General features: G+C 69.1%; 28 protein-coding genes. 12 read left to right on the forward strand and 16 right to left on the reverse strand.

What is annotated here, in order from left to right; all coding sequences use genetic code 11:
- Positions 1-23: 23 nt before the first annotated feature.
- Both fabF and CRT60_RS35140 read right to left on the reverse strand, forming a co-directional pair.
- Complete coding sequence (gene fabF / locus CRT60_RS35135) at positions 24-1,295, reverse strand: beta-ketoacyl-ACP synthase II (protein WP_098740946.1); 1,272 nt, start codon at positions 1,293-1,295, stop codon at positions 24-26.
- Entirely contained in the window at positions 1,292-1,765 is a 474-nt protein-coding gene (locus CRT60_RS35140) for a winged helix-turn-helix transcriptional regulator (RefSeq protein WP_098740947.1), read from the reverse strand. The genes fabF and CRT60_RS35140 overlap by 4 nt, the downstream gene beginning before the upstream one ends.
- 165 nt (positions 1,766-1,930) lie before the next feature.
- Between CRT60_RS35140 and CRT60_RS35145 the strand changes: the two genes are divergently transcribed.
- On the forward strand, positions 1,931-2,938 hold the full coding sequence (locus CRT60_RS35145) for an adenosine kinase (RefSeq protein WP_161958154.1): 1,008 nt from the start codon (positions 1,931-1,933) through the stop codon (positions 2,936-2,938).
- A gap of 103 nt (positions 2,939-3,041) precedes the next feature.
- Here the strand turns inward: CRT60_RS35145 and CRT60_RS35150 are convergent, their stop codons facing one another.
- Positions 3,042-3,515 (reverse strand): hypothetical protein, encoded by a 474-nt coding sequence (locus CRT60_RS35150; RefSeq protein WP_244592915.1) that lies wholly within the window; start codon positions 3,513-3,515, stop codon positions 3,042-3,044.
- Between CRT60_RS35150 and CRT60_RS35155 the strand changes: the two genes are divergently transcribed.
- The 7 genes from CRT60_RS35155 to CRT60_RS35185 all read left to right on the forward strand — a co-directional run bounded on the left by CRT60_RS35155 (position 3,514) and on the right by CRT60_RS35185 (position 9,077).
- Complete coding sequence (locus tag CRT60_RS35155) at positions 3,514-4,185, forward strand: hypothetical protein (RefSeq protein ID WP_244592916.1); 672 nt, start codon at positions 3,514-3,516, stop codon at positions 4,183-4,185. The genes CRT60_RS35150 and CRT60_RS35155 overlap by 2 nt on opposite strands.
- Positions 4,186-4,266: 81 nt before the next feature.
- Entirely contained in the window at positions 4,267-4,986 is a 720-nt protein-coding gene (locus tag CRT60_RS35160) for a hypothetical protein (RefSeq protein WP_244592917.1), read from the forward strand.
- A 167-nt stretch (positions 4,987-5,153) separates the two neighbouring features.
- The gene (locus tag CRT60_RS35165; RefSeq protein WP_098740949.1) at positions 5,154-6,071 is read left to right on the forward strand and encodes a sulfite exporter TauE/SafE family protein; all 918 of its coding nucleotides are present in this window, start codon (positions 5,154-5,156) and stop codon (positions 6,069-6,071) included.
- A gap of 11 nt (positions 6,072-6,082) precedes the next feature.
- Complete coding sequence (locus CRT60_RS35170; protein ID WP_098741199.1) at positions 6,083-6,871, forward strand: TIGR02186 family protein; 789 nt, start codon at positions 6,083-6,085, stop codon at positions 6,869-6,871.
- A gap of 18 nt (positions 6,872-6,889) precedes the next feature.
- Positions 6,890-7,399, forward strand: a complete 510-nt coding sequence (locus tag CRT60_RS35175; RefSeq protein ID WP_098740950.1) for a universal stress protein — start codon at positions 6,890-6,892, stop codon at positions 7,397-7,399.
- Positions 7,400-7,582: 183 nt separating this feature from the next.
- Positions 7,583-8,140 (forward strand): NifU family protein, encoded by a 558-nt coding sequence (locus tag CRT60_RS35180; protein WP_098740951.1) that lies wholly within the window; start codon positions 7,583-7,585, stop codon positions 8,138-8,140.
- A gap of 67 nt (positions 8,141-8,207) precedes the next feature.
- Positions 8,208-9,077, forward strand: coding sequence for a DUF1848 domain-containing protein (locus tag CRT60_RS35185; protein WP_098740952.1), 870 nt, complete (start codon positions 8,208-8,210; stop codon positions 9,075-9,077).
- A gap of 16 nt (positions 9,078-9,093) precedes the next feature.
- On the opposite strand, the gene CRT60_RS35190 is transcribed toward CRT60_RS35185, so the two are convergent.
- From CRT60_RS35190 to CRT60_RS35205, 4 genes are all read right to left on the reverse strand, one after another.
- On the reverse strand, positions 9,094-9,459 hold the full coding sequence (locus tag CRT60_RS35190) for a response regulator (RefSeq protein WP_098740953.1): 366 nt from the start codon (positions 9,457-9,459) through the stop codon (positions 9,094-9,096).
- A 159-nt stretch (positions 9,460-9,618) separates the two neighbouring features.
- Positions 9,619-10,218: a nucleotide exchange factor GrpE gene (gene grpE, locus CRT60_RS35195; RefSeq protein WP_098740954.1), complete on the reverse strand. Its 600-nt coding sequence runs from the start codon at positions 10,216-10,218 to the stop codon at positions 9,619-9,621.
- A gap of 51 nt (positions 10,219-10,269) precedes the next feature.
- Complete coding sequence (hrcA, locus tag CRT60_RS35200) at positions 10,270-11,310, reverse strand: heat-inducible transcriptional repressor HrcA (RefSeq protein ID WP_098740955.1); 1,041 nt, start codon at positions 11,308-11,310, stop codon at positions 10,270-10,272.
- Positions 11,311-11,478: 168 nt separating this feature from the next.
- Positions 11,479-12,225 carry a creatininase family protein gene (locus tag CRT60_RS35205; RefSeq protein WP_098740956.1) on the reverse strand — a complete coding sequence of 249 codons (747 nt, stop codon included), beginning with the start codon at positions 12,223-12,225 and terminating at the stop codon, positions 11,479-11,481.
- A gap of 221 nt (positions 12,226-12,446) precedes the next feature.
- Between CRT60_RS35205 and CRT60_RS35210 the strand changes: the two genes are divergently transcribed.
- Positions 12,447-13,979 carry a YifB family Mg chelatase-like AAA ATPase gene (locus CRT60_RS35210; protein WP_098741200.1) on the forward strand — a complete coding sequence of 511 codons (1,533 nt, stop codon included), beginning with the start codon at positions 12,447-12,449 and terminating at the stop codon, positions 13,977-13,979.
- Positions 13,980-14,006: 27 nt separating this feature from the next.
- Here the strand turns inward: CRT60_RS35210 and CRT60_RS35215 are convergent, their stop codons facing one another.
- Both CRT60_RS35215 and CRT60_RS35220 read right to left on the reverse strand, forming a co-directional pair.
- Positions 14,007-14,261 (reverse strand): Pathogenicity locus, encoded by a 255-nt coding sequence (locus CRT60_RS35215; protein ID WP_098740957.1) that lies wholly within the window; start codon positions 14,259-14,261, stop codon positions 14,007-14,009.
- A gap of 22 nt (positions 14,262-14,283) precedes the next feature.
- A complete protein-coding gene (locus CRT60_RS35220; RefSeq protein WP_244592918.1) occupies positions 14,284-15,777 on the reverse strand; it encodes an alpha/beta fold hydrolase in 1,494 nt (497 codons plus the stop codon).
- 986 nt (positions 15,778-16,763) lie between these two features.
- Here CRT60_RS35220 and CRT60_RS35225 point away from each other — a divergent pair.
- The gene (locus CRT60_RS35225) at positions 16,764-17,138 is read left to right on the forward strand and encodes a MarR family winged helix-turn-helix transcriptional regulator (RefSeq protein WP_014249257.1); all 375 of its coding nucleotides are present in this window, start codon (positions 16,764-16,766) and stop codon (positions 17,136-17,138) included.
- 7 nt (positions 17,139-17,145) lie between these two features.
- Here the strand turns inward: CRT60_RS35225 and CRT60_RS35230 are convergent, their stop codons facing one another.
- From CRT60_RS35230 to CRT60_RS35240, 3 genes are all read right to left on the reverse strand, one after another.
- Positions 17,146-17,805, reverse strand: coding sequence for a pyroglutamyl-peptidase I (locus CRT60_RS35230; protein ID WP_098740958.1), 660 nt, complete (start codon positions 17,803-17,805; stop codon positions 17,146-17,148).
- A 13-nt stretch (positions 17,806-17,818) separates the two neighbouring features.
- Positions 17,819-18,817 carry a tryptophan--tRNA ligase gene (gene trpS, locus CRT60_RS35235; protein WP_098740959.1) on the reverse strand — a complete coding sequence of 333 codons (999 nt, stop codon included), beginning with the start codon at positions 18,815-18,817 and terminating at the stop codon, positions 17,819-17,821.
- 94 nt (positions 18,818-18,911) lie between these two features.
- Positions 18,912-19,280: a cupin domain-containing protein gene (locus CRT60_RS35240; protein WP_098740960.1), complete on the reverse strand. Its 369-nt coding sequence runs from the start codon at positions 19,278-19,280 to the stop codon at positions 18,912-18,914.
- A 108-nt stretch (positions 19,281-19,388) separates the two neighbouring features.
- Here CRT60_RS35240 and CRT60_RS35245 point away from each other — a divergent pair, with 108 nt between their 5' ends.
- Positions 19,389-20,258: a LysR family transcriptional regulator gene (locus CRT60_RS35245; protein WP_098740961.1), complete on the forward strand. Its 870-nt coding sequence runs from the start codon at positions 19,389-19,391 to the stop codon at positions 20,256-20,258.
- Positions 20,259-20,330: 72 nt separating this feature from the next.
- Here the strand turns inward: CRT60_RS35245 and gshB are convergent, their stop codons facing one another.
- Genes gshB through rsmI form a run of 4 tightly spaced genes read right to left on the reverse strand, consistent with a single transcriptional unit; the run spans position 20,331 to position 23,459 of the window.
- Entirely contained in the window at positions 20,331-21,278 is a 948-nt protein-coding gene (gene gshB / locus CRT60_RS35250) for a glutathione synthase (RefSeq protein ID WP_098740962.1), read from the reverse strand.
- 22 nt (positions 21,279-21,300) lie between these two features.
- The gene (locus CRT60_RS35255; protein ID WP_098740963.1) at positions 21,301-22,146 is read right to left on the reverse strand and encodes a SirB1 family protein; all 846 of its coding nucleotides are present in this window, start codon (positions 22,144-22,146) and stop codon (positions 21,301-21,303) included.
- Between the two features lie 27 nt (positions 22,147-22,173).
- Positions 22,174-22,542, reverse strand: a complete 369-nt coding sequence (locus CRT60_RS35260; protein ID WP_098740964.1) for a YraN family protein — start codon at positions 22,540-22,542, stop codon at positions 22,174-22,176.
- The gene (gene rsmI / locus CRT60_RS35265) at positions 22,539-23,459 is read right to left on the reverse strand and encodes a 16S rRNA (cytidine(1402)-2'-O)-methyltransferase (RefSeq protein WP_244592919.1); all 921 of its coding nucleotides are present in this window, start codon (positions 23,457-23,459) and stop codon (positions 22,539-22,541) included. Before rsmI ends, CRT60_RS35260 begins: the two co-directional genes overlap by 4 nt.
- A gap of 104 nt (positions 23,460-23,563) precedes the next feature.
- Here rsmI and CRT60_RS35270 point away from each other — a divergent pair, with 104 nt between their 5' ends.
- Positions 23,564-24,721, forward strand: a complete 1,158-nt coding sequence (locus CRT60_RS35270) for a penicillin-binding protein activator (protein ID WP_244592920.1) — start codon at positions 23,564-23,566, stop codon at positions 24,719-24,721.
- Positions 24,722-24,921 lie beyond the last annotated feature (200 nt).

Consider the following 24,921-nt stretch of genomic DNA (forward strand, 5'->3'; position numbering starts at 1 on the left):
CGTGCCGCCCTGCCGCTCTCCCGTTACGGTGCGGGGCTGAACACCAGCGCGGCGTTGGTCCCGCCGAAGCCGAAGCTGTTCGACAGGACATGGCGGATGCGCCGCTCCTTCGGCCGCAGCGGCACGAGGTCGAGGTCGCAGCCCTCCGACGGCGCCTCCAGGTTCAGGGTGGGCGGGGCGACCTGATCGCGCAGGGCCAGGATGGCGAAGATCGCCTCCACCGCACCCGCCGCGCCCAGCAGATGGCCGGTCGCCGATTTGGTCGAGGACATCGAGAGCTCCGCCGCCGCCGGGCCGAACAGGCGCTTGACCGCCGCGATCTCCACCGGGTCGCCGGCCGGGGTCGAGGTGGCGTGGGCGTTGACGTAGTCGATGGCGTCCGGGGCCAGCCCGGCCCGCTTCAGCGCGGCGCGCATGGCGCGGAAGGCGCCGTTGCCGTCCTCCGCCGGGGAGGTGATGTGGTAGGCGTCGCCCGACAGGCCATAGCCGGTGACCTCGGCATAGATCGTCGCCCCGCGCCGCTTGGCGTGCTCCAGCTCTTCCAGCACCAGCACGCCGGCGCCTTCGCCCATGACGAAGCCGTCGCGCTCGCGGTCCCAGGGGCGCGAGGCGCGGGCCGGGTCGTCGTTGAAGCCGCTGGACATGGCGCGGGCGGCGCAGAAGCCGGCGATGGCGAGACGGCAGATCGTCGCCTCGCTGCCGCCGGCCAGCATGACGTCGGCATCGTCCATGGCGATCAGCCGGGCGGCGTCGCCGATGGCATGGGCCCCGGTCGCGCAGGCGGTCACCGCGGCATGGTTCGGTCCGCGGAAGCCGTAGCGGATCGAGACATGGCCCGACGCGAGGTTGATGAGGGTCGACGGCACGAAGAAGGGCGAGATGCGGCGCGGCCCCTTCGCATGCAGGGTCAGCGCCGCGTCGGCCAGGGCCGGCAGGCCGCCGATGCCGGAGCCGATCATCACGCCGGTGCGCTCCTGCGCCTCCGCATCCGCCGGGCGCCAGCCGGCATCGGCCACCGCCTCTTCCGCGGCGGCGAGCGCCAGCAGGATGAAGCGGTCCATCTTGCGCTGGTCCTTGGGCGGCACCACCGCATCGGCGTCGAAGGCGGCCTCCCCGCTGTCCGGCACATGTCCGGCGATGCGGCAGGGCAGGTCGGAGACATCGATCCCGCCGGTATCGACCCCACGTATCGCGCGGATGCCGCTGCGGCCGTCCAGCATGGCGCGCCAGCTAGGATTTACCCCGGCCCCAAGCGGAGTGACCGCGCCCAATCCGGTGACCACGACTCGTCTCATTCGGTTTCGTCCTTTGCCCATGTCGTCTTTGCGGGGATGGTGAATTCCGGGCGCAGCCGCTCCGGCCGGAGCGTTTCGCCTGTCGTCCTGTCGATCAGCACCGGCTCGACCGGCCGTCCGGTGTCCCTGTCGACGATCCGGAACGCCCCGCCGGGCGGCAGCCAGCGGCTGCCCCAGTCGGCCATGGCGATCAGCACCGGCAGGAAATCCCGCCCCTTGCCGGTCAGGTGATAGCCGTGGCGCAGCGGGCGGTCCCGGTAGGGCCGTTTCTCCAGCAGCCCGGCTTCCACCAGGGCCTGGAGGCGGCGGGTCAGCATGTTGGTGGCGAGCCCGATGCTGCGCTGGAACTCGTCGAAGCGGGTCAGGCCGAGCATCGCGTCGCGCAGGATCAGCAGGGACCACCATTCCCCGACCTCGTCAAGGCTCCGGGCGATGGGGCAGGGAACGTCGCTCAGGCGGGTGCGTCGCATGGCGGCGACTGTCGCACGGTCACTTTCATCATGCAAGTGATGGGGATGGCGGCTTGGCCGCGGAGCATCGGGAGTGCGTGCCCGGGCCGCACTTGTGATGCGGGCGGCGGCGGCTATACTCGCGCCGCAACTTCGCCCCGACCGCAAGATTCCCCAGGAGAGCCCATGACCACGTCCGTGCCTGATGCGGCCTACGACGTCACCGGCATCGGCAACGCCATCGTGGACGTGATCGCCCACGCCGACGACGCCTTCCTCGCCGCCAACACCATCGAGAAGGGGGCGATGACGCTGATCGACGCCGCCCGCGCCGAGGAGCTGTATGGCCGCATGGGGCCGGGCGTGGAGGTCTCCGGCGGCTCGGCCGGCAACACCATGGCGGGCATCGCCATGCTGGGCGGGCGCGGCGCCTATATCGGCAAGGTCGCCAAGGACCAGTTGGGCGACGTGTTCCGCCACGACATCCGCGCGGCCGGCGTCGCCTTCGACAGCGCGCCGCTGCTGGGCGGAGCACCGACCGCCCGCTGCCTGATCCTGGTCACGCCGGACGCCCAGCGCTCGATGAACACCTATCTCGGCGCCTGCGTCGAGCTGGGGCCGGAGGACATCGACGAGACGCTGATCGCCGCCTCGCAGGTGACCTATCTGGAAGGCTACCTCTGGGATCCGCCCCGCGCCAAGGAAGCCTTCCGCAAGGCGGCGGAGATCGCGCACGCCGCCGGCCGCAAGGTGTCGCTGTCGCTGTCCGACAGCTTCTGCGTCCACCGCCACCATGCCGAGTTCGTCGATCTGGTGGAACGCCACGTCGACATCCTGTTCGCCAACGAGCATGAGATCGGCGCCCTCTACGGCACCGACAGCTTCGAGGACGCGCTGGCGGCGGTGAAGCGGCTGGGCAAGACCGCAGCGCTGACCCGCAGCGAGAAGGGCGCGGTCATCGTGTCGGCCGGCGAGGTGGTCGAGGTGACGGCCGAGCCGGTGGAGCGGGTGGTCGACACCACCGGCGCCGGCGACCTTTATGCCGCCGGCTTCCTGTTCGGCCACACCCGCGGCCTGTCCCCGGCGGTCTGCGGCCGTCTGGGCGCCGTCGCCGCGGCGGAGATCATCGGCCATGTCGGCGCCCGGCCGGAGGTGAACCTGCGCGAGCTGGTCGCCGCCAAGGGCATTCTGTAACCTGCGATTTGCCTGTCAGATCGCGACAACGTTGCCGGCCGCACTGCATTTTGCAACTGCGGCCGGTTCTCATTCCGGTCGGGTTTTCTTCGGTTCAGCCGGCTCAGTTCAGCTGGTCGTCCACCACCGGCCGCTCCGGCACGGTGACCCGGGCGCACAGCAGCGCCAGCGCCGTCCCGCTGTCGGGGGCGGCCACCGCCCAGCGCTCCGGCCGGTCGGGCCGCGGGACGGTCAGCAGCCACAGCCGGTCCTTTTCGCCGAAACGCTCATTCATCAGCGTGTATTCCCGCGGCCCCTGGCGGCGCAGATCGTTCAATTGGCTCTGCAATTCCGCCGCCTGGGCGTTGCGCACGGATATCGCGTCCTCCAGCTGGCGCAGTTCGGTTTCCTGCCGGTGCAGGTCGCGCCGCAGGGAGTCGGTGGTCTGGGCCAGCTCCGTCCGTCCATGATGCAGCTGCGACCGGCGGCGCTGCACCGACGCGATCCGGTAGCCGATCCGCAGGATCGACACGGTGCCCCAGCTGAGGCAGGCCATCATGATGACCATTTCCAGCACCAGCAGCAGCGGCGTCTGCATGCCCATCCTCCTCCGCTCCTTCGGCACGCTCCTTGCTGCGTGCATGGCCGCCGGGGCTGGAGCAACCGGCGTGCCAGGGCAGGCGCCGGCATTTGCGGCAGAGTTCGATTGGGCAGGGTTCGATTGGGATGGGGTGGTGATGGAGGTGGTGCGGACGATCCTCGACTCGGCGGTGCCGCTGGTGGCGGCGCTGGCGATGCTGTGCCATCTGTGCTGGGTCGGCATCCGGCGCAGCTGGGAACGGGTGGCCGGGCTCGACCGGCTGCGCCAGTCGGTGCGGCCGCTGAAGGAACGCCAGCGCGCCGAGACGGAGGCGCTGGCCGACATCGCCTGCCGGCTGGAAGAGGCGAGGGGCCGTCTGACCGCCGCCGAACTGCGGATCAGCCATCTCCAGCGCCAGATCGACACGCTGGACAAGGAACCGCCGGTCTTCCTGCATGTCCTCGGCACCCCCGGCGGCAACCGGCGCGGCTTCAAGGCGGAGGCGAAGTTCGACACCGTTGTCGCCGCCGCCGCCCGCGCCGCCGGCAAGCCGGTGAACCCGGCCTGGCGCTACGGCAACCGGATCGTGGTGCATGCGCTGGACATGGCATCCGCCCGGCGCGAGGCGGACCATGTCTTCCCGCAGAAGGGCGGCTATCAGGTCTTCTTCCACGCGGCGGTGCACTGACGCTTTTTGCGAAAGCCCACCGTCTGGAGAAATAATTCCTATAACCTCTCCGCAATGCCCACCCATTCGCGGAGCCGCGCCATGCCCCTCGACAGCCGTACCCTTGCAAACGACCAGTTCCCGGTGTGGGCGGAGGAGCCGCCGGTGCCGTCGGACGGCTCGCTGGTCCCCGGTTCGCAGTTCCATGAGGAGCAGTGGATCATGGCCGCCGGCATGCTGGCGCGCGGCAGCAGCTTCCTTTATGTCGCCCGTGCCATGGGATGCAGCCGGACGACGTTGTGGCGCGCCTATTACGGCTCCAAGGATTTCCGTCACAGGGTGTGGTGGGAGCGGCAGGCATTGCGCCGCGAGGCCGACCTGCGCCTCTCGTCGCTGCGCAGCCTGGTGGTCGAGCAGATCGAACGGCTGGTCTCCTCCGGCGATCCGTCGACCGTGCGCTGGCTGGCCGACCGGCTCGGCATCCTCGACGGGCTCAATGCTCCAGCCTCCAAGCGGCAAACCACGCAACCGGTTCGTCAGCCTGTCCCCGAATTTGACGACGATATCCCTGGCGATTTGCGCGAGGGCGCTGCCGATTGCCCTCTCTCCCCCGGGGAGAGGGAGGGGACCCGCGCCGAAGGCGTGGGGAGGGTGAGGGGGCCGGCGCGCGATCCGCGCGCCGCCAAGGGGCATGCTGCCCCTTGGCAATCCCCTGGCGCGGTCGTTCCGTCCGCGCTGCCCCCCTCACCCAACCCTCTCCCCAGGGGGGAGAGGGCGTATAAGCTGTCGCCTTGCCCAACCGCTGTGCCGCGCCACCGGTAGGCGGCGGATGGAACATCGGCCGGAAACCGTTCCACGCCGTTCCACCCCTCCCGCCGGCCCCGTCACCGGAAGCGATCCCCCCGAAAGGCCGGCGCTGCGGTCTTCCGCCGCGGCACCGGCTCGGGTAAGCTGCCGATCCCGCCGCCCATCCTGACAGATTGCCCCCCATGCAAGTCTACCTGCCGATTGCCGAGATGTCGGTCAACGCGCTGCTGGTGCTCGGCATGGGCTGGCTGGTCGGCTTCCTGTCGGGCATGTTCGGCGTCGGCGGCGGCTTCCTGATGACGCCGCTGCTGATCTTCATCGGCGTTCCCCCGGCAATCGCCGTCGGCACCCAGGCCAACCAGCTGGTCGCCGCCAGCGTGTCGGGCGTGCTCGCCCACTGGCGGCGCGGCAATGTAGACGTGAAGCTGGGCGTGGTGATGCTGGGCGGCGGCGTGGTCGGCACCGCGGTGGGGGTGTGGGTCTTCGGCATCCTCCAGCGGCTGGGCCAGATCGACATCGCCATCACCCTGTCCTACGTCTTCTTCCTCGGCACCATCGGCGGCATGATGCTGGTGGAAAGCAGCCGCGCCATCCTGCGCCGCCGGGCGCCGACGGCCAGGCGCGGCAAGCTGCACCGCCACATCTGGCTGCACGGCCTGCCCTTCAAGATGCGCTTCCAGCGCTCCAAGCTCTACATCTCCGCCCTGCTGCCGGCGGGGATCGGGGCGGTCGGCGGCATGCTGGTGGCGATCATGGGTATCGGCGGCGGCTTCCTGCTGGTGCCGGCGATGATCTATCTGCTGAACATGCCGGCCGGTCTGGTCGCCGGCACCTCGCTGTTCCAGATCATCTTCACCACCGCGGCGGCCACCCTGCTCCAGGCTGCCACCAACCAGACGGTGGACGCCATGCTGGCGCTCCTGCTGCTGATCGGCGGCGTGATCGGCGCGCAGTTCGGCACCAGGGCCGGCACCCGGCTGCGCGGCGAGACCGCCCGGATGGCGCTGTCGATGATTGTGGTGGCGGTGGCGCTGAAGCTGGCCTGGGACCTGTTCTCCCGTCCCGACGACCTCTACACCCTGACCATGGGGCTGCGCTGATGGCGGCGGGCATGACCGAACGCAGGTCCATAAAACGCAGGCCCATCAAGCGCCGGCTGGTCCAGGCCGCCGCGGCGCTGGCCGGGCTGCTGCTGGGCGGCACGGTGGCGGCGACGGTGTGGGCGCAGCAGCTGGTCGCCGACCTGTCGAGCCACCTGATCGCCATCACCACCGGCTTCACCGGCACGGAGGTCGTGCTGTTCGGCACCACCGACGGGGCGGGCGACGTCGCCATCGTCGTCACCGGCCCGCGCTCCCCCGCCACCGTCCGCCGCAAGCAGCGGGTGGCCGGCATGTGGATGAACACCGACAGCCTGCGCTTCGACCAGGTACCCAGCTTCTACACGGTGGCGGTCAGCCGGCCGCTCGACCAGCTGGTCGGCCGGCCGGTTCTGGAGCGCCACCAGCTGGGCCTGCCGCAGCTCCAGCTGCCGGCCGACTCCACCCTGCCGCCGGAGGAGCTTGCCGCCTACCGCAGCGCGCTGATCCGCAACAAGCAGCGCCAGGGGCTCTACGCCATCTCGATGGGGCAGGTCGCCTTCCTGGGCGAGCGGCTGTTCCGCACCAACATCTATTTCCCGGCCAATGTCCCGACCGGGCTGTACAATGTCGAAGCCCTGCTGATACGCGACGGCGAGGTGGTCAGCGCCCAGACCACGCCGCTGGTGGTGTCCAAGATCGGGTTCAGCGCCGAAGTGTCGGACTTCGCGCGCAACCGCCCGGTCATCTACGGGGTGGCCGCCGTCCTCGGCGCCATCGCGGCCGGCTGGGCGGCCGGCGCCGCATTCCGCCGGGTCTAAGCCGAGAGGGTGACAGAGATGACCGACACGACGCAGTCCGCCACGCCGGAACAGCAAGCCCCGAAGCCGGTGCGCATCTTCCTGGTGGTGGTGGACGACAGCCCGGAGCTGAAGGTGGCGCTCCGTTATGCCTGCCTGCGCGCGCGCAAGTCGGGCGGCAAGGTGGCGCTGCTGACCGTCCTGGAAAAGGGCGAGATGCAGCACTGGCTGGCGGTGGAGAACCTGATCCGCGAGGAACAGCGCGCCGAGGCGGAGCAGATGCTCCAGAAGCTGGCGCGCGAGGTCAACCAGCTGACCGGCACCCTGCCGGCGCTCTATGTCCGCGAAGGCAACCGCACCGAGGAGGTGCTGGCCCTGATCGGCGAGGAGCCGAGCATCTCCATCCTGGTGCTGGCCGCCGGCACCGACCCGGAGGGGCCCGGCCCGCTGATCTCCTACTACACCGGCCGCGGGCTGGGGCGGCTGCACATCCCGCTGACCATCGTCCCCGGCGGGCTCAGCAACGAGGAACTGGACGCGATCACGTAAACGGGGGCACGTAGGTAAGGATAGGTGCTGCGGGGACGGTCCGCGCATGCCGGATGCCGAATACCCACACAACCGGGGTCCTTGATCCGCCCGGCGTTTCGGCCCAAATTTCCCCCAATCGTGCCGCAGCCCAATCCTGGGCGCGCCGGCGGTTCCATTCCGCCGCCGATGGAGGACCAGACCATGTTCATTCAGACCGAGCAGACGCCCAACCCGGCGACTCTCAAGTTCCTGCCGGGGCGTGACGTGCTCGGACGCGGCACCGCCGACTTCACCGGCCGCGAGGATGCCGCCCGTTCGCCGCTCGCCCAGCGCCTGTTCGAGATCGAGGGCGTCGTCGGCGTCTTCCTGGGTGCCGACTTCATCACCATCACCAAGACCGACGCCCGCGACTGGTTCCTGCTGAAGCCGTCGATCCTCGGCGTCATCATGGAGCATTTCACCGCCGACCGCCCGGTCCTGCTGGAAGACGGCGGCGACGGCCATGCCGCGGCGGCGAACGCCGACGACGAGGAGATCGTCGAGCAGATCAAGGAGCTGCTGGACACCCGCGTCCGCCCGTCGGTCGCCCAGGACGGCGGCGACATCACCTTCCAGGGCTTCGAGCGCGGCGTCGTCTATCTGGCGATGAAGGGGGCCTGCTCCGGCTGCCCCAGCTCCACCGCCACGCTGAAGCACGGCATCGAGAACATGCTGCGCCACTACATCCCCGAAGTGGTCGAAGTCCGCGCGGTCCAGTAAGGCCCGCCCTTTATGGTTATGCCGGTCCGCCCTTGATGCGGCGGGCCGGCATTCCCATGCTGGCTGCATGATCATCTCCGCCAGCTACAAGACCGACATTCCCGCCTTCTACGGGCGCTGGTTCCTGAACCGCCTCGACGCCGGTTACTGCCGGATGGTCAACCCCTATGGCGGCCAGACCTACCGCATCGATCTGACCCGGCCGGCGGTCGACGGTCTCATCTTCTGGACCAAGAATCTGGGACCGTTCCTGCCGGCGCTCGACAGCGTGGCGGAGCGGGGCTTTCCCTTCGTCGTGCAATACAGCATCACCGGCCTGCCCACCGCGCTGGAGCGCTCGGTCCCCGCCTGGAAGACCGCGGTCGGCCATATGCTGCGGGTGCGCGAGAGCTGGGGCCCGCGTGCCGCGGTCTGGCGCTACGACCCCATCGCCCTGACCGACGCCACGCCGCCCGCTTGGCACCGCGAGACCTTCGCCGCCATCGCCCGCCCGCTGCGCGGGGTGACCGACGAGGTGGTGGTGTCCTTCCTCCAGCCTTACCGCAAGACCGCCCGCAACCTCGCCGCCGCCGGCATCGGCTGGCGCGATCCGGAGCCGGAGGAGAAGCGCGCGCTGCTGGCGGATCTGGCCGGCATCGCGGCGGGGGAGGGGATGGCGCTGACGCTCTGCACCCAGCCGGACCTGGCCGGTACGCCCGGCACGGCGCCGGCGCGCTGTGTCGATGCGCTGCGGCTGTCCGATGTCGCGGGCCATGCCGTGCCTGCGCGGGAGAAGGGCAACCGGCCCGGCTGCCTGTGCGCCGAAAGCCGCGACATCGGCGACTATGACAGCTGCCCGCACGGCTGCGTCTACTGCTATGCCGTCGCCGACCGCGGCAAGGCTCAACAGCGCTTCGCCGCGCACGATCCGGAAGGGGAGTTCCTGATTGCCCGTTGATGGGGAAGACCGGTCCTTACGGGCAGACCTTCCGCACCGTCTCCACCAGCTTTTCCGGGTTGAACGGCTTCACCAGCCAGCCGGTGGCGCCGGCTTCGCGGCCGGCGGACTTCTTGGCCGGATCGGCCTCGGTGGTCAGCAGCAGGACCGGGGTGGCGCGGTTGGTGGCCGAGGCGCGGATGGCGCGGGTCAGCGCCAGCCCGTCCAGGCCCGGCATGTTCAGGTCGGTGATGATGCAGTCGAACTTGCGCTGGTTGACCAGGGCAAGGCCGGCAGTGCCGTCCGACGCCTCCGCCACCTCATAGCCGGCGCCTTTCAGCGTGAACCCGACCATGTCGCGGATGGTCTTGGAATCGTCGACGGTCAGGACGCATTTGGGCATGGAACGCGGCTCCGGTTGCTCGGCCGAAAGAGTTATGGGAAAGGCCTAGGCAATTTCCCGTCGACCGTCAACCGCTGGCGTACCCTATTCCGCACAACAAGGAAGCCCCCGGCCAGTCGGCGGCGCCGCTGAACCGGGGGCTTTGCAGAAGTCGTATGGTTACGCCTTCGTATCGACGTGTTGGCCGCCGGCGTCACCGCCCTTGGCGACGCCGACCATCGCCTCGCGCAGCAGGCGGCCGTGGATGGTGTAGCCGGGCTGGAGAACCTGCACGACGGTGCCGGCGGCCTTGCCGGTGTTCTCGATCTCGAACATCACCTGATGGAAGTTCGGGTCGAACGGCTCGCCCGCCGGGTCCAGCTTCTTGATGCCGGCGCGGTCGAAGGCGGCGAACAGCTGGCGCTCGGTCGCCTCGACGCCGACGGCGAGGCCCTTCAGCACATCGTCCTGCTCGCGGCCCTCGGCCGGCACGGCGTCGAGCGCGCGGCGCAGATTGTCGGCGACCGACACCAGCTCCTTGGCGAAGCTCGACACGGCGAACTTGCTGGCGTCCTCGCGGTCGCGCTGGGCACGGCGGCGGGTGTTCTCCGTCTCCGCCATGGCGCGCAGAAGCTGGTCCTTCAGGCTGGCGACCTCGGCTTCCAGCTTGGCGACGCGGTCCTCGGGCGAACCGGCATCCGTCTGGTTGGCGGCGGTGTCGGCGGTGGCCTCGGTCGGCTCCACCGTGGCGTCGGCGGGCTTGTTCTGCTCTTCGCTCATGGTTTTCTCAATTCTTGCTTCGTCAAAAGGCGGAGTTGGTGAGGGCGGTGCTCAGCCGATCAGCCGGCTGACCACCTTGGCGGTGTAATCGACCAGCGGAATGATACGGGCGTAATTGATGCGGGTCGGGCCGATGACGCCGATGGCGCCGATCACCTGTTCCCGGCTGTTCTGGAAGGGGGAGATGATCATCGAGCAGCCGGAATGGCTGAACAGCACATTCTCGGCGCCGATGAAGATCTGCACGCCATCGCCGCGACCGGTGGCGTCCAGCATGCGCAGCATCGTCTCCTTGGTCTCCAGCGCCTCGAACAGGCCGCGCACGCGCTCCAGATCCGACAGCGCGGTGACGTCCTCCAGCAGGCGGGACTGGCCGCGGACGATCAGCTGTCCGGCGTTCGACCCGCCGCTGCCGGCCCAGGTGGCCAGACCGGCGGCGACCACCTTGCGCGACAGCTCGTCCAGCTGGGTCTTCTGCTGCTCGATCTCCTGCAGGACCTCCTGCCGGGCCTCGTCCAGCGTGCGGCCGGCGAGCTTGGCGCTGAGGAAGTTCGACACCGTCTGCAGGGTGGAGGTGGGAACCCCCATCGGCACCTCGATCACCCGGTTCTCGACCAGCCCGTCCTCGTTCACCAGGACGACGAGGGCGCGGCCGGGGCCGAGCGACACGAACTCGATGTGCTTCAGCGGCCGGTCGGTCTTGGGCGCCACCACCAGCCCGGCGCAGTGCGACAGGCCGGACAGCATGGTCGACGCCTCGCCCATCACGTCGGCGAAGGCGCGGCCGGAGGCGGAGCATTTCGCTTCGATCGAGGCGCGCTCGTCCTCGGTCAGCGACCCGATCTCCAGCAGGCCGTCGACGAACATGCGAAGGCCGGCATCGGTCGGGATGCGGCCGGCGGAGGTGTGCGGGGCATAGAGCAGCCCCTGCTCCTCCAGGTCGGCCATCACGTTGCGGATGGTCGCGGGCGACAAGGCCATGCCAAGCCGCCGCGAGATCGTGCGCGAGCCGACCGGCTCCCCCGACGCCACATAGGCGTCGACGATCAGCCGGAAAATCTCGCGCGATCGCTGGTTCAGCTCGTTGATCATGGACTGGGGCGGTCGTGCTCTGTTCGGGCCGGTCGGTTGCGGAACGCGGGTTCCGTCAACCGGTCCGAATTTAGGCAGGTCCGACCGCCGAATCAACGTGCGGGGCGAAGATGCCCCACCGGCATGCCCCCATTGGGATGCGGGCGGCATACAGGCATGTGGCCGCCCTTACTGTTCCGCCAGGAAGGCGCGGTACTGGGTGGCGATGGCGCCGACCGCCGCCTCGTACAGGCGCTGGCCATGTTCGGGACGGGCGAGGCCGGGGGCGGAGCCGATGCGGCCATCGGGATAGCGGCGGCGGAAGTCGCGGGCATCGTGGAAGCCGCCGGCCGGCGCCTGTTCCGGGTCCATCGCCGCGCTCTTGATCGAGTCGGGATAGGCGTACTGGGTCAGCGACACCTCGCTGGGGGTGGCGTGCGAGCCTTCCTTGCCCTGGTACAGCTCGCGCGACAGCCGGCCGACCTCGCCATTCTCCCACCAGTTCACCAGGGTGCAGCGCAGGTCCGGCGCGTCGCGGCCGCGCAGCGCCCGGTTCTCCGCATAGATCTCGTAGAAGGCGGCACGCAGCGTGGCGATGTTGCCGCCATGGCCGTTGACGAAGAAGAAGCGCTCGAACCCGTGTTCGGCCAGCGAGCCGACATAGTCGCGCAGCAGCGCGATCAGGGTGGACGGCTTCAGCGTCATCGAACCGGGGAATTCCATGTGGTGGACGGCCATGCCGACCGGAATGGTCGGGCCGACCAGCGCGCCGGTGGCGTCGCCGACGCCCTTCGCGACGACCTCGGCACAGATGGCGTCGGTGCCGACCAGCCCGTTCGGCCCGTGCTGCTCGGTCGAGCCGATCGGCATGATGATGCCCTTGGAGGTCTTCAGATAGGTTTCGACCTCGGCCCAGGTGCTCAGGTGAAGCTGCACGGTGGCTGATCCTTTTCGACGATGCGTGCCGGCAATGCGGCCGGGAATGCGTTTGCCCTCATGTTAGGCGGCCGGCGGGCCGGGACAACCGCTCCCTGCGCCGGGCGGGCATGACGGGGCCGGCAGTTGGGCTTTGTTCATCCCGTGCTGGCGTATCAGTCTCATGGTGACTACAATCGCGTGTATCATGCCCTGACGGGCGTCTGTTTCGGGGTGCGGTGGTGGTTGCGCGCGTCAACACGGTGGCGTTCCAGGGCATCGAGGTGCTGGGGATCGACGTCCAGGTCCAGATGTCCGGTGGAATCGTCGCCTTCACCGTCGTCGGCCTTCCCGACAAGGCGGTGGGCGAAAGCCGGGAGCGGGTGCGCGCCGCGCTGCACGCGCTGGGACTGGCGCTGCCGGCCAAGCGCATCACCGTCAACCTCGCCCCCGCCGACGTGCTGAAGGAGGGAAGCCATTTCGACCTGCCCATCGCGCTCGGCCTGCTGACTGTGATGGGGGTGCTGCCGGATGCGGAGATCGCCCGCTACGTGGCGCTGGGCGAGCTGGCGCTGGACGGCGCCCTGACCCCGGTGGCGGGTGTGCTGCCGGCTGCCATCGACGCGCTGGCCAACGACCGCGGCCTGATCTGTCCGGCGGCTTGCGGCGGGGAGGCGGCCTGGGCCGGTCCCGACCTCGACGTGCTGGCGCCGGCCAATCTGCTGGCGCTCATCAACCATTTCAAGGGCACCCAGGTGCTGACCCCGCCCAAGCCGCGGATGCAGGAGCAGGACGCGCCGCCGCCCGACCTGCGCGACGTGAAGGGCAACGAAACGGCCAAGCGCGCGCTGGAGGTCGCCGCCGCCGGCTCGCACAACCTGCTGATGATCGGCCCGCCCGGTTCCGGCAAGTCGATGCTGGCCGCCCGGCTGCCCGGCCTGCTGCCGCCGCTCGATCCGGCGGAGGCGCTGGAGGTGTCGATGATCCACAGCGTCGGCGGTTTGCTGGAGGACGGTCGTCTGCTGCGCCAGCGCCCCTACCGCGCCCCCCACCAGTCGGCCAGCCTGCCGGCGCTGGTCGGCGGCGGCACGCGGGCGAAGCCGGGCGAGATCTCCCTGGCGCACCAGGGTGTTCTGTTCCTTGATGAGTTGCCCGAGTTCCCCCGCGCGCTGCTGGAGGCGTTGCGTCAACCGCTGGAGACCGGCAAGGCGGTGGTCAGCCGTGCCAACCACCATGTGACCTACCCGGCGCGCGTACAGCTGGTGGCGGCGATGAACCCCTGCCGCTGCGGCCATCTCGACGACGCCTCGCTCGCCTGTGCCCGCGCGCCGAAATGTGCCGCCGACTATCAGTCGAAGATCAGTGGACCGCTGTTCGACCGCATCGACCTTCACATCGATGTCCCGGCGGTCAGCCCTGCCGACCTCAGCCTGCCGCCCCCGGCGGAGGGCAGCGCCGCCATCGCCGCCCGTGTCGCCGTCGCCCGCGCCATCCAGGCGGAGCGCTACGGCGGTTTCGGTCCTTACCCGGCCGGCCGGGCGGTGCGGACGAATGCCGAGGCGGATGGCGAACTGCTGGAGAAGGTGGCCTCCCCCGACGCTCCCGGCCGCGCCCTGCTGACCGAGGCGGCGGAGCGGCTGAAGCTCTCCGCCCGCGGCTACCACCGGGTGATGCGGGTCGGGCGGACGCTGGCCGACCTGGACGGGGTCGAGGGGGTTAGGCGTCGTCACATCGCGGAGGCGCTGAGCTACCGGCGGATCGCGCCGGGGCGGTGAGCGGGGCGCGCAGGACGACCGCCGGCATCAGTCTGCGGCGGTTGCCGCCCCATGCTGCTGCGCGGCACGGATCGCCGCCGCGATGGCGCCGCGTGCCTGAGGGCTGTTCTTCCAGCAGCTCGCGCCAAGCTCTCCGGCGATTGCCGTGCACAGGGCCGCGGCGTCCGCACCGGCCAGCGCCGCCAGATCATGGATGCCGACCTGTTCGAGCCGGCCGATCACAGTCGGGCCGACGCCTTTGACCGCCAGCAGCACGGCGCGTTCATGGGATAGAAAGGGCATCGGGAACCTCTTCTCCTGCGGGTTATGGCCCTTCGAACACCGGCGGCTTGGCCGCGCCCGGACAGGCGGTCGCCGGAACCGACTCCTGCTCGACGAAGGTCACGGCGGCGGCCATGGCGCAGTCCTCGCTGGAGGTGACGATGTGGCTGGCGGCGCGGAAAACCAGATGGCGGCTCTTCGGCAAGGTGGCGGCGGCGCGGTCGCCCCAGTCCGGCGGTGTGACGGGGTCGTAGGCCCCGGACAGCAGCAGCACCGGCACCGGACTGGCGACCGGCAGGCGCTCGGTCAACTCCTGATGGCCGGCCGGCCACAGGCGGCAGACGCGCTGGCCGGGATCGTCGGCGGCGACCAGCCCGTAGGGGGCATAGCGGCGGGCGTTGTCGGCGCGCTTCAACGGATCGGCGATGGTTACCGACTCACGGCATTCGACCGAGAAGGCCAGCCCGTCGGCGACCTCCGGGTCGCCCAGCCAGTTGGTCGGCGCCCATTCGGCCAGCGTGGCGTACTGGCCGCGGATGGCGCGGTCGAGCATGATCGGCAGGGCCGGCACCGCCTCGCTGACCGCCATCGCCTCCAGCCCGGCGGCGATGGCCGCCCCGCCGGTCAGCCGCAGGACACGACGTGTCTCATGGTCGCCGACCACGATCTCGACCGGGTTGCGGTCAAGCCGGTCGATCAGGCCGAGGAAGCGCTTTTCCAGATCGGGAAAGGCGGAGCGGCAGGCGCGGTTGGCGGCGCAGTCGTCGAACAGCCGGCGATAGGCGCGTTGCGCCAGCCAGGCCATCTCTTCTTGTGCATTGACGTCGGGCGGATAGACGCTGTCGAAGACGGCGGTGCGGACACGGGCGCCCTGCCGCCGCAGGATCTCCAGCCCGACCCGCGTGCCGTAGGACACCGCAAACAGGTTCACGCGCTGGGCCCCCAGCGCGGTGACGATGTCCAGCGCATCCTCCGCCGCGACGGGGGTGGAGAATTGGGTGGCGTCCAGCCCGGCCGCCTGCAACCGCGCCGAACAGGCGCTGACCGCCGAGCGTTCCGCCGCCGCCCGCTGCTCGCGCGTCAGCGGCCGGGTGCCACGGGTGGTGCCGACGGCGTCCAGTTCCGGGCAATCGGTGTCGGGTTCCGCCCGGCCGACGCCGCGCGGATCGAACAGGATCAGGTTGCGGGTGCGGCGGAACGGAGCCGACAGCTCCCACCACACCTCCATCCGTTCCTCCGTCGCCTCGCCGCTGCCGAAGGGGGAGGCGCCGGGGCCGCCCTCCAGGAACAGCACCGGATCGGGGGCCGGCTGGCGGGCGGTGCTGAGCAGGACGGCGACCGGCAGGCGCAGGATTCGGCTGTTGGGACGGTCCCGCCGCTCTGGCACCGCGACCGTTCCGCACAGGGCCGCTTCGCCGTCCGGCACGGTGAACCAGCAGGGGCCGGGGGTGAAGCGCGCCTCTGCCGCCGCCGGCAGGCTCCACAGCGTGCCCGCCGCCACGGCTGCAACCGCCAGCAGCTTGCGGGTGGAACGCACCGCTCTCGGCCATGCGGAAGAGGGGAGGATGGACACGGACGGACGACCCGGAACTGATGGATGGGAGACCGATGAGAGGAGTACCGCAGACGGCTTTTGCCGCCGGCTTTGTGTTTGACCGACCGACCTCCGCTTGTCCAGAGATGCCCGGCCTCATCCCGGCGGCTGGCGAAACGGCGGAAAAGCGGTGCCGATTTGCAACATGCGTGCGGCGAAGGTCACGCCATTTGCAAACGAACGGTCATCTCGGGAGGAACCGGTTGACGGAACACATCCGCACGCGGAATTATTTCGTCACAGAGGCCCGGTCGTCGGGCCTTTCGGTTACAGGAGCAGATCATGCCGACCTTGTGGACGGCGTTGCGGAGCCGTTGGCTCGATTCCGGGCTATCCTCGGGACCGGGCCGATTGTGCGACCATTTGCGGCGCGACATCGGATTGACGGACGGAGACGTCGGGGATGGCGAAGAGCCTCCACTCGCCGGCCGTCTTCCGCCTTTTCACATCCGCGATCGGAACCTATCGGACGCGCGGACATTTTTGACCTTGCAACCGTATCGCTGACCGGCGATACCGGATCCGCCGGCTTCTCACGCCGGCCTTCACTCAACCCCTGGAGAGTTTCGATGAAAGCCATCGTAGCCACTGCCTGGACCCGCCGATCGGGCGACCCGGCCATCACCGCCGCCAATTGGGCCGCCCATATGGCCGCCAATCAAGCCCAGCCGGCCCGACTTCTTACCGCAGCCTTCGAACGTGAATTCCGGATATCGAGAGGATCCCATGTGTGTCTTTCTGGGTTTTTGCGGTCACCGTCTCTTCGTTGAACACGCCCGCTGGGCATCGCCGGCCGGGTCCTTCGACCTGAGGCGTGAAAACGGGGAAGTCATCCTATGGCTTGGACGCCTGAACATCATCTACACACCGGCCCGCTGGGGACCACCCTCCCGCGCTGCATAGCGCGCGGCGCCGCGGAGACCTGCTGAATGCCGGCCCGCGTTCGTCATGACGAGGTCCTTACCGTCGTCCAGGTGCTTGAGGCGTTCCGCAAGCTCGACCCCGATCTGCCCATCCAGTATGCGCTGAGTTTCATGACCATCGCGCAGAGCGAAGGCATCTCCATCGGCGAACTGGCGGAACGCCTGGGCATCGCCCAATCCTCCGCGTCGCGCAACGTCGCGGCGCTCAGCCGCTGGCACAGCTTCGGCAAGGCCGGCCTCGATCTGGTGCAGGCGCAGGAAGATCCGCGCGAACGCCGCCGCAAGATCGTCACCCTGACCGACAAGGGCCGTGAGTTCCTGGACGCGTTGCGCGCCATCGTGAATCCGCCCGACCAGCGCCGCCCCGCCAGGACGGCCTGATCCTTACCTAAGCGATCCCGTCCAGCGCCCGGCGCAGCATGCCCACCAGCGTGCGTACCGCCAGCTCCTGCCGCTCCAGACCCAGACCGCCGAAGCGGCGCAATGTCGCCGCCCGTTCCGGCAGCGGCGGCAGGTGGAAGAAGCCGTAGGGCACGTCCAGCCCGGCGCTTTCGATGATATGGCGCGCCCGGTAGAACAGATGGTTGCCGAGGAAGCCGCCCGAGAAATCGCCGAAGGTCACCGGCAGCCCGGCCATCGACAATTCCCGCATCACCCGCGGCACCGGCAGGGTGCTGCCATAGGCGGTCGGCCCGTCGGGCACGATATCGGCATGGTCACGCACCGTGCCGGCCGCGTCCGGCAGCGGGCTTTCGTCGCGGTTCCAGGCCAGCCGTTCCAGACGGATGTAGTCGCTCGACTCGAGGTAGGCGAAGCCGAGCGCCGCCAGCGGCCGGTGTTCCGCCAGCAGGTCCGCGAAGGCCTCGCCGCAGGCGTCATACAGAGGGGGAAGGGTGGCGGTGACGACCCCCGGCTCTCCCGCCAGCCGCTCCATCAGCAGGGCGGTCGGATCGGCCATCCAGGGATGATCGGTGGGGGAGTGAACCGCTTCGCCGTCCGGGAGTGTCCCGAACGGCGCGAAGCCGGTGATCAGAATGGGGGCCGTCACGGGCAAGCCGTCCTTAAGGCCGCAGCAGGCCGATGATGTCCTTCACGTCGTTCAGGTTCTTTTCCGCGATGGCGGCGGCGCGCTCGCCGCCCTTCTTCAGCAGCCGGTCGATCTCCGCCTTGTCGGCCAGCAGTTCCTTCATGCGGGTGGTGATCGGCGCCAGCTTGTCCACCGACAGGTCGACCAGCGACTTCTTGAAGTCGGAGAACTGGGAACCGGCGAACTGCGCCAGAACCTGCTCGCGCGACTGGCCGGCCAGCGCACCATAGATGGTGACGAGGTTGTCGGCCTCCGGACGGGCCTCCAGTTCGGTCACGGTTTCCGGCAGCGGCTCCGGATCGGTCTTCGCCTTGCGGATCTTCTGGGCGATGGTGTCGGCATCGTCGGTCATGTTGATGCGCGAATATTCGGACTCGTCCGACTTCGACATTTTCTTCTTGCCGTCGCGCAGGCTCATCACCCGCGTCGCCTCGCCCAGGATCTGCGGCTCGGGCAGCGGGAAGTATTCGGTCTCATAGCGGCGGTTGAAGGCGCCGGCGATGTCGCGCGCCAGTTCCAGATGCTGCTTCTGGTCCTCGCCCACCGGCACATGGGTGGCCTTGTACAGCAGGATGTCGGCGGCCATCAGCGTCGGGTAGGCATAGAGGCCGAGGTTGGCCATGTCCTTCTGCTTGCCGGCCTTTTCCTTGAACTGCGTCATGCGGTTCAGCCAGCCCAGCGGCGTGTGGCAGGACAGGATCCAGCCCAGTTCGGCATGGCCGGAAACCACCGACTGGTTGAACAGGATGTTCTTGTCCGGGTCGATGCCGGCGGCGATGTAGGCCGCTGTGACCTCGCGGATGTTGTTGCGCAGAACCTCCGGGTCCTGGTCGATGGTCAGCGCGTGCAGGTCGACGACGCAGAAGATGCACTCGTAGCTGTTCTGCAGATCCACCCAGTTGCGCAGCGCCCCCAGATAGTTGCCGAGGTGAAGCTGCCGGGTCGGCTGCATGCCGGAGAAAATGCGGTTCACGGGTGGTCTCGCTCGAAAACTCTGGGAGGCGGCAGTTATCGCCCCCCGAAGTCCGCCGGTCAAGGCACGGCACGCCGCAGCCGGGCCCGCTTTCCTAGGCCAGCTGTTGGGTGATGGAGCGCGTTCTCGGCGTCTCGACATCGCCGGTGTGCTTCGTCGTCACCGTTTCGATCAGCAGAATACAGCATTCCTCGTCGGCGACCGGATTGTGCATCACTCCACGTGGGATCACGCACAGTTCGCCCGGTGACAGCAGCGTCTCGCCGCCATCCTCGAACTGGATGCGCAGCCGGCCGCGGATGACCTGGAAGAGTTCGTCCTCATCATCGTGGCGGTGCCAGACGAATTCGCCCGTCAGCTTGGCAACCTTCACATACTGGTCGTTCACCCGTGCGATCACCTTGGGCGACCAGTGATCGGTCAGGGCGTCGAGTGCGGCGTCGATGTTGAGGGCAGGGATCATCGGAACGGCTTCTCCGGTCGGGGTGCGGATGGAACCGGAATAGCGCTCAGTCGATCTCTTGGATAACTAATAGTGGAGATGAGTGTCATTAGTATCCATAATGCTGCCATGCCCAGAAATCTCGACACGACCCTGCTGCGCAGCTTCGCCCTGGTCGCCGACCACGCCAGCATGACGGCGGCGGCCCAGAACCTGAACCTGACGCAGGGAGCCGTCAGCCAGCAGATTGCCCGGCTGGAAGCGCTGGCCGGCGGTCCCCTGTTCATCCGTGACCGCAGCGGATTGCGCCCGACCGCGTTGGGGGAGCGTTTGCTGGGGAAATCCCGGCGGTTGCTGGCGCTGAACGACGAGATTTGGGCCGACATCACCGGCGGCGCCATCGACGGGCCGGTGCGGATCGGCGTTCCCTACGACCTTGTCGCTCCCTGCATCGCCCCGATGCTGCGGAGTTTCACCGCTGCCTTCCCGAAGGTCGAACTGACGCTGATCTGCGGATCGTCTCCCGAACTGGCGGGCCGCATCGGCGATGGCGATCTCGACCTTGCGCTGGTCGAGGAGCCGGTGGAGGCGGCGCAGGGTGAGCATCTGCTGATCGACCGTCTGGTCTGGGTCGGTGCGCGCGGCGGCAGTGCTTATGCCGCGACCCCGCTGCCATTGTCGCTGGTGGTGGAAACCTGCGCCTTCCGGCCGGCGGTGATGGCGGCGCTGCGCCGGCAGGGGCGGGACTGGCGCAGCATGTTCGAGAATGGCGGCCTCGACGCCACCTTCGCCACCGTGCGGATGGATCTCGCGGTCTCGGCCTGGCTGGCCTTCACCGTGCCGCCCGATCTGGAAATCCTGCCGGCGGACAGCGGTCTTCCCGACCTGCCGTCCTTCGCGGTCACGCTGCATCGGCCGGTCCGCACGCCCTCGCTGGCGGCGGCGGAACTGGCCCGGCAAATCCGCGACGCCTTCGCCCGGTTCAAGCGCACGGGCTGACCGGTCCCGCGGTCCAGCCCGCCCGTTTGACCCGGTGGCGCCCTATCCTTACTTCCGCACGCGCCGCAGTTCTTATTTCGCCGCGCGGCGGCGCTCGATGGCATCCCATAGCAGGGCTTCCAGCTGAACGCCGTTCAGGTGGTTGATCTCCTGGATGCCGGTGGGGGAGGTGACGTTGATCTCGGTCATGTAGTCGCCGATCACGTCGATGCCGACGAAGACAAGACCCTTCTCCCGCAGCACCGGGCCGATGGCGGCGCACATCTCGCGCTCGCGCGCGGTCAGCTCGGTTTTCCTGGCGCTGCCGCCGGCGTGGAAGTTGGCACGGGCCTCGCCTTCCAGCGGCATGCGGCTGACCGCGCCCACCGGCTCGCCGTCGACCAGGATGATGCGCTTGTCGCCCTGGCGGATTTCCGGCAGGTATTTTTGCACGATCACGGGCTCGCGGTAGAGCTGGGTGAACATCTCCAGCAAGGAACCGAGATTCTCGTCGTCGGGCTTCAAGTGGAAGACGCCGGCGCCGCCGTTGCCGAACAGTGGCTTGACGATGATGTCCTTGTGCTCGGCCCGGAAGTCCAGGATGGCCTGCTTGTCGCTGGTGATCAGCGTCGGCGGCATCAGGTCGGGGAACTTGGTGATGAACAGCTTTTCCGGCGCGTTGCGCACCTCGGCCGGGTCGTTGACCACTAGAACCTTGGGCTGCACATGCTCCAGCAGGTGGGTGGAGGTGATGTAGGCCATGTCGAAGGGCGGGTCCTGCCGCAGCAGGATGACGTCCATCGTCGACAGGTCGGTCATAACCGGCTCGCCCAGCGTGTAGTGGGCGCCGCGCTGGCGCACCACCGTCATCTCGCGCACACGGGCGGTCAGGCGGTTGCCGGTCAGGATCAGGTCGCGCGGGTGGTAGTGGTACAGGCGATGGCCGCGCTTCTGCGCCTCCAGCGCCATCATGAAGCTGGAGTCGGTGTCGATGTTGATCGACTCGATGGGGTCCATCTGGAAGGCGACGGCGAGGCTCATGACGGGTCCCTCTGGAACGGGGTCAGTTCAGGCGGTTCTTCAATTGCTGGATCAACGAGGCGGTCTGGTGCCGGTGATGGTCGTCGCCGGTCAGCGCCATGAAGGTCTCCAACGCGGTGATGGCGTCCTTCAGATTGCCGGCATGGGCTTCCAGAAGGCCGGTCTCTCGCCACAGCGCCGGCTCGTGCGGGGCGAACAGGCGCATCGCCTCCAGCACCTCCAGCGCCTTCGGGACATCGTGCGCCGACAGGTGGCGCAGCTTGATGTTGTTCTGCAGGCGCAGCAGCACGTCGCGGTTCGACACCGGCTGGTAATGGCCGGGTTCCAGCTCGGCGGCGCTGCCGGCCGTGGCTTTCAGCAGATCGCGCAGATCGACGACGCTGCGGGTCTGCCCCTCGTTGAAGGGGTCGATAATGGCGCGGGCGCCGGCCTTTTCGATGCGGACCAGGAAATGGCCAGGGAAATTGAGGCCCACCATCGGCCAGCCCTGCGAGCGGGCGGCATGCATATAGAGGATGCCGAGCGACACCGGCAGGCCGCGGCGGCGATCGACCACCCGCAGCAGGTTGGCGTTCTGCAGGTCGTCGTAGGTGTCGTGGTCGCCGGAATAGCCATGGCGCTCGCCGATCACGGCGTGCAGGTGTGCGATGCGTGCTTCCAGGCTGTCGCCCGCGGCCTGATCCTGCGCCGCGACGCGGGCGGCCAGATCCTCGACGATGGCACGGATATGGGCGCGGTAGGGGGCGAGGTCGGCGCTCGGCAGCTCCAGCGCGCCCAGAGCCAGGGCGGCTTCGGCCAGATCGATCTCGTCGTCCGGCTGGTCGCCGATGCGGCGCAGGATTTCGCGGGCTTCCGCGCGGTTGCTCAAGACTGTCGCCCTCTCAAATTCATCCCCTCACAGTCTCCAGGCATCGACCAGATGACGGGGCCAAGCCCAAGGGGTAACCAGCATCACGTCGAAGCGCAAGACATAGCCGGCATAGCGCGGGTTGGCGCCGAGGAAGGCATGGGCGGCGCGGGCGAGCCGGCCGCGCTGGCGGGCGTTCAGCGCCTCGTTGGCGGTGTCCCAGTCGCCGCGCGCCTTCACCTCGACGATGGCGATGGTTTGGCCGCGTCTGGCGACGATGTCGATTTCGCCCATCGGCGTGCGCAGGCGGCTGGCCAGGATGCGGTAGCCGCGCAGCCGCAGCGACAGGCGGCACAGCGCCTCCGCCCGGCGGCCCAGGCTTTCGGCCCGCAGGCGACGTGCATCCAGGTCGGTCATTTCGCCCTTTCCTCCCGCTGCAGTTCCAGCGCGCGGGCATAGACGGTGCGCTTGTGCTGGCCGGTGCGGGCGGCGACATCGGCGGCGGCATCGCGCACCGACAGGCGGGTCAGCGCCTCGCGCAGCAGGGCGTCGACATCGGCTTCGCCCGGCGTCGCCTCCTCTCCCGGCGGGCCGATCACCAGCACGACCTCGCCGCGCGGCGGGCCGGCCTCGGCATAATGGGCGGCCAGCTCGGGCAGTGTGCCGCGCCGCACCTCCTCGTACAGCTTGGTCAGCTCGCGAGCGACGGCAGCCTCGCGCGGACCCAGGATGTCGGCGAGATCGGCCAGCGACTCCGGCAGGCGCTGCGGCGATTCGAAGAAGACCAGGGTGGCAGGCACGCCCTTCAGCTCGCCGGCGGTGGCGCGCCGCGCGCTGCTCTTGTTGGGCAGGAAGCCGGCGAACAGGAAGCGGTCGGTCGGCAGGCCGGACAGCACCAGCGCCACCAGCGGGGCCGAGGCGCCGGGCAGGGTGGTCACCGCCACCCCCTCCGCCACGCACTCCCGCACCAGCTTGTAGCCGGGGTCGGAGACCAACGGCGTGCCGGCGTCGGTGACCAGCGCGATGGCCTCGCCCTTTTTCATGCGCCCGATCAGGATCGGACGCATCTTTGCGGCGTTGTGCTCATGGTAGGAGACGAAGGGTGTGTGGATGCCGTGGATGCCCATCAGCTTGGCGGTGACGCGCGTGTCCTCGCAGGCGATGGCGTCGGCCCGCTTCAGCGTGTCGAGCGCGCGCAGCGTGATGTCCGCGGCGTTTCCGATGGGGGTAGCGACGACATACAGTCCGCCCGCGAGTTTACTTGGCGCGGCGAGGGGGCTACCTTGAGCGCCACTTTGGTCTGGGCCGTTGGGGTCCGGGCCGTTGGGGTCCATGCCTTGGGTTTCGCCTTCGGTATCGGCGGCCGTTTCAGCAGATGTGGAGACGATTGGTGGCACGCTTGGCAACAGCTTTCTCACAGGGTCTGAAACGTCACGGCGTGGCAGCCTTGCTGGTCGCCGGCCTGTTGTCGGCCTGTTCGACTGTAAGCGCGCCGCCGCGGGTGGCACAAGCGCCGCAACCGGTCCCGGCTCCGGTGGCTCCCCTGCCGGAAGCGCAGGGCCCGATCAAGGTGGCCGTCCTGGTGCCGCTCAGCGGGCAGAGCGCCGCCATCGGCCAGGCCATGCTGGACTCCGCCCAGATGGCGCTGTTCGACATGGCCGGCGACCAGCTGCAGCTTCTGCCGCGCGACACCAAGGGCACGCCGGGCGGGGCGGCCGACGCCGCGCGCCAGGCGCTGGCCGAGGGCGCCCGCCTGATCATCGGCCCGCTGTTCGCCGCCGACGTCGCTGCGGTGCGGCCGATTGCCCAGAATGCGGGCGTCGACGTGCTGGCCTTCACCAACGACGCCACCCAGGCCGGCAACGGCACCTATGTGCTTGGCTTCGTTCCGGCCGATCAGGTCAACCGCGTGGCAGGCTATGCCCGCTCGCGCGGGGCGACGCGCTTCACCGTGCTGGCGCCGCGCTCGCCCTATGGCGATGCTGTGGTGAACGCCATGCAGCAGATCGCACCGAAGCTCGGCACCATGACCACGCAGGTCGAGCGCTACGATCCGGCGGTCACCGACCTGTCGATCCCGGCCAAGCAGGTGGCCCAGGAAACCCCGCAGCCGCAGGCGGTGATGCTGGCCGAAGGCGGGCAGCGCGCCCAGGGCATCGCCCAGGCGCTGGCCGCCAACGGCGTGCAGCCGCAGCAGGTCAAGCTGCTGGGAACCGGCCTGTGGGATGACACCTCGCAAGGCGCGCTGGGGCAGGAGACGGCGCTGGTCGGCGCGCTCTATGCCGCACCGGCGCCGCAGACCCGCGCCCGCTTCGAGTCGCAGTTCGAGCAGGTTTATGGCCGCAAGCCGCCCCGCATCGCCACGCTGGCCTATGACGCCACCTCCATCGCCGCGGTGCTGACCCGCACCGGCGGTCCGGTGCCCTTCGACCGCATGGCGATGACAAACCCGAACGGCTTCGAGGGGCTGGACGGCCTGTTCCGCCTGCGCGCCGACGGCTTGGTCGAACGCGGGCTGGCGGTGATGGAGATCACCCCGACCGGATCGCGCGTGGTCGACCCGGCCCCGCCGTCCTTCGAGATGCTCGGGCAGTAAGGACACACGCTCTCTCCTCCGGGAAGAGAGGTTGGAAATGAAAACGCCGCGGCCGTCATCGGGACGGACCGCGGCGTTTTCGTTTCTCAGGTAAGGATACTCGGGGATCGTCGCTGTGCGTCTCTCTCACCCTGACCTTGCTTTCCAAGGGAGAGAGGGGAAAACCTCCGAGTGGGAGAGAGCCTGTTCGACGCTATCCT

Origin of the sequence: Azospirillum palustre (genome assembly GCF_002573965.1) — a bacterium.
In the GTDB taxonomy this organism is placed as follows: domain Bacteria; phylum Pseudomonadota; class Alphaproteobacteria; order Azospirillales; family Azospirillaceae; genus Azospirillum; species Azospirillum palustre.

Excerpts from the sequence above, each read along its gene's own strand:
- fabF (WP_098740946.1), bottom strand. The coding sequence starts at position 1,295 with ATGAGACGAGTCGTGGTCACCGGATTGGGCGCGGTCACTCCGCTTGGG.
- CRT60_RS35140 (WP_098740947.1), bottom strand. The coding sequence starts at position 1,765 with ATGCGACGCACCCGCCTGAGCGACGTTCCCTGCCCCATCGCCCGGAGC.
- CRT60_RS35145 (WP_161958154.1), top strand. The coding sequence starts at position 1,931 with ATGACCACGTCCGTGCCTGATGCGGCCTACGACGTCACCGGCATCGGC.
- CRT60_RS35155 (WP_244592916.1), top strand. The coding sequence starts at position 3,514 with ATGCCCATCCTCCTCCGCTCCTTCGGCACGCTCCTTGCTGCGTGCATG.
- CRT60_RS35150 (WP_244592915.1), bottom strand. The coding sequence starts at position 3,515 with ATGCAGACGCCGCTGCTGCTGGTGCTGGAAATGGTCATCATGATGGCC.
- CRT60_RS35160 (WP_244592917.1), top strand. The coding sequence starts at position 4,267 with ATGCCCCTCGACAGCCGTACCCTTGCAAACGACCAGTTCCCGGTGTGG.
- CRT60_RS35165 (WP_098740949.1), top strand. The coding sequence starts at position 5,154 with ATGCAAGTCTACCTGCCGATTGCCGAGATGTCGGTCAACGCGCTGCTG.
- CRT60_RS35170 (WP_098741199.1), top strand. The coding sequence starts at position 6,083 with ATGACCGAACGCAGGTCCATAAAACGCAGGCCCATCAAGCGCCGGCTG.
- CRT60_RS35175 (WP_098740950.1), top strand. The coding sequence starts at position 6,890 with ATGACCGACACGACGCAGTCCGCCACGCCGGAACAGCAAGCCCCGAAG.
- CRT60_RS35180 (WP_098740951.1), top strand. The coding sequence starts at position 7,583 with ATGTTCATTCAGACCGAGCAGACGCCCAACCCGGCGACTCTCAAGTTC.
- CRT60_RS35185 (WP_098740952.1), top strand. The coding sequence starts at position 8,208 with ATGATCATCTCCGCCAGCTACAAGACCGACATTCCCGCCTTCTACGGG.
- CRT60_RS35190 (WP_098740953.1), bottom strand. The coding sequence starts at position 9,459 with ATGCCCAAATGCGTCCTGACCGTCGACGATTCCAAGACCATCCGCGAC.
- grpE (WP_098740954.1), bottom strand. The coding sequence starts at position 10,218 with ATGAGCGAAGAGCAGAACAAGCCCGCCGACGCCACGGTGGAGCCGACC.
- hrcA (WP_098740955.1), bottom strand. The coding sequence starts at position 11,310 with ATGATCAACGAGCTGAACCAGCGATCGCGCGAGATTTTCCGGCTGATC.
- CRT60_RS35215 (WP_098740957.1), bottom strand. The coding sequence starts at position 14,261 with ATGCCCTTTCTATCCCATGAACGCGCCGTGCTGCTGGCGGTCAAAGGC.
- CRT60_RS35225 (WP_014249257.1), top strand. The coding sequence starts at position 16,764 with ATGCCGGCCCGCGTTCGTCATGACGAGGTCCTTACCGTCGTCCAGGTG.
- CRT60_RS35240 (WP_098740960.1), bottom strand. The coding sequence starts at position 19,280 with ATGATCCCTGCCCTCAACATCGACGCCGCACTCGACGCCCTGACCGAT.
- CRT60_RS35245 (WP_098740961.1), top strand. The coding sequence starts at position 19,389 with ATGCCCAGAAATCTCGACACGACCCTGCTGCGCAGCTTCGCCCTGGTC.
- gshB (WP_098740962.1), bottom strand. The coding sequence starts at position 21,278 with ATGAGCCTCGCCGTCGCCTTCCAGATGGACCCCATCGAGTCGATCAAC.
- CRT60_RS35260 (WP_098740964.1), bottom strand. The coding sequence starts at position 22,542 with ATGACCGACCTGGATGCACGTCGCCTGCGGGCCGAAAGCCTGGGCCGC.
- rsmI (WP_244592919.1), bottom strand. The coding sequence starts at position 23,459 with ATGGACCCCAACGGCCCGGACCCCAACGGCCCAGACCAAAGTGGCGCT.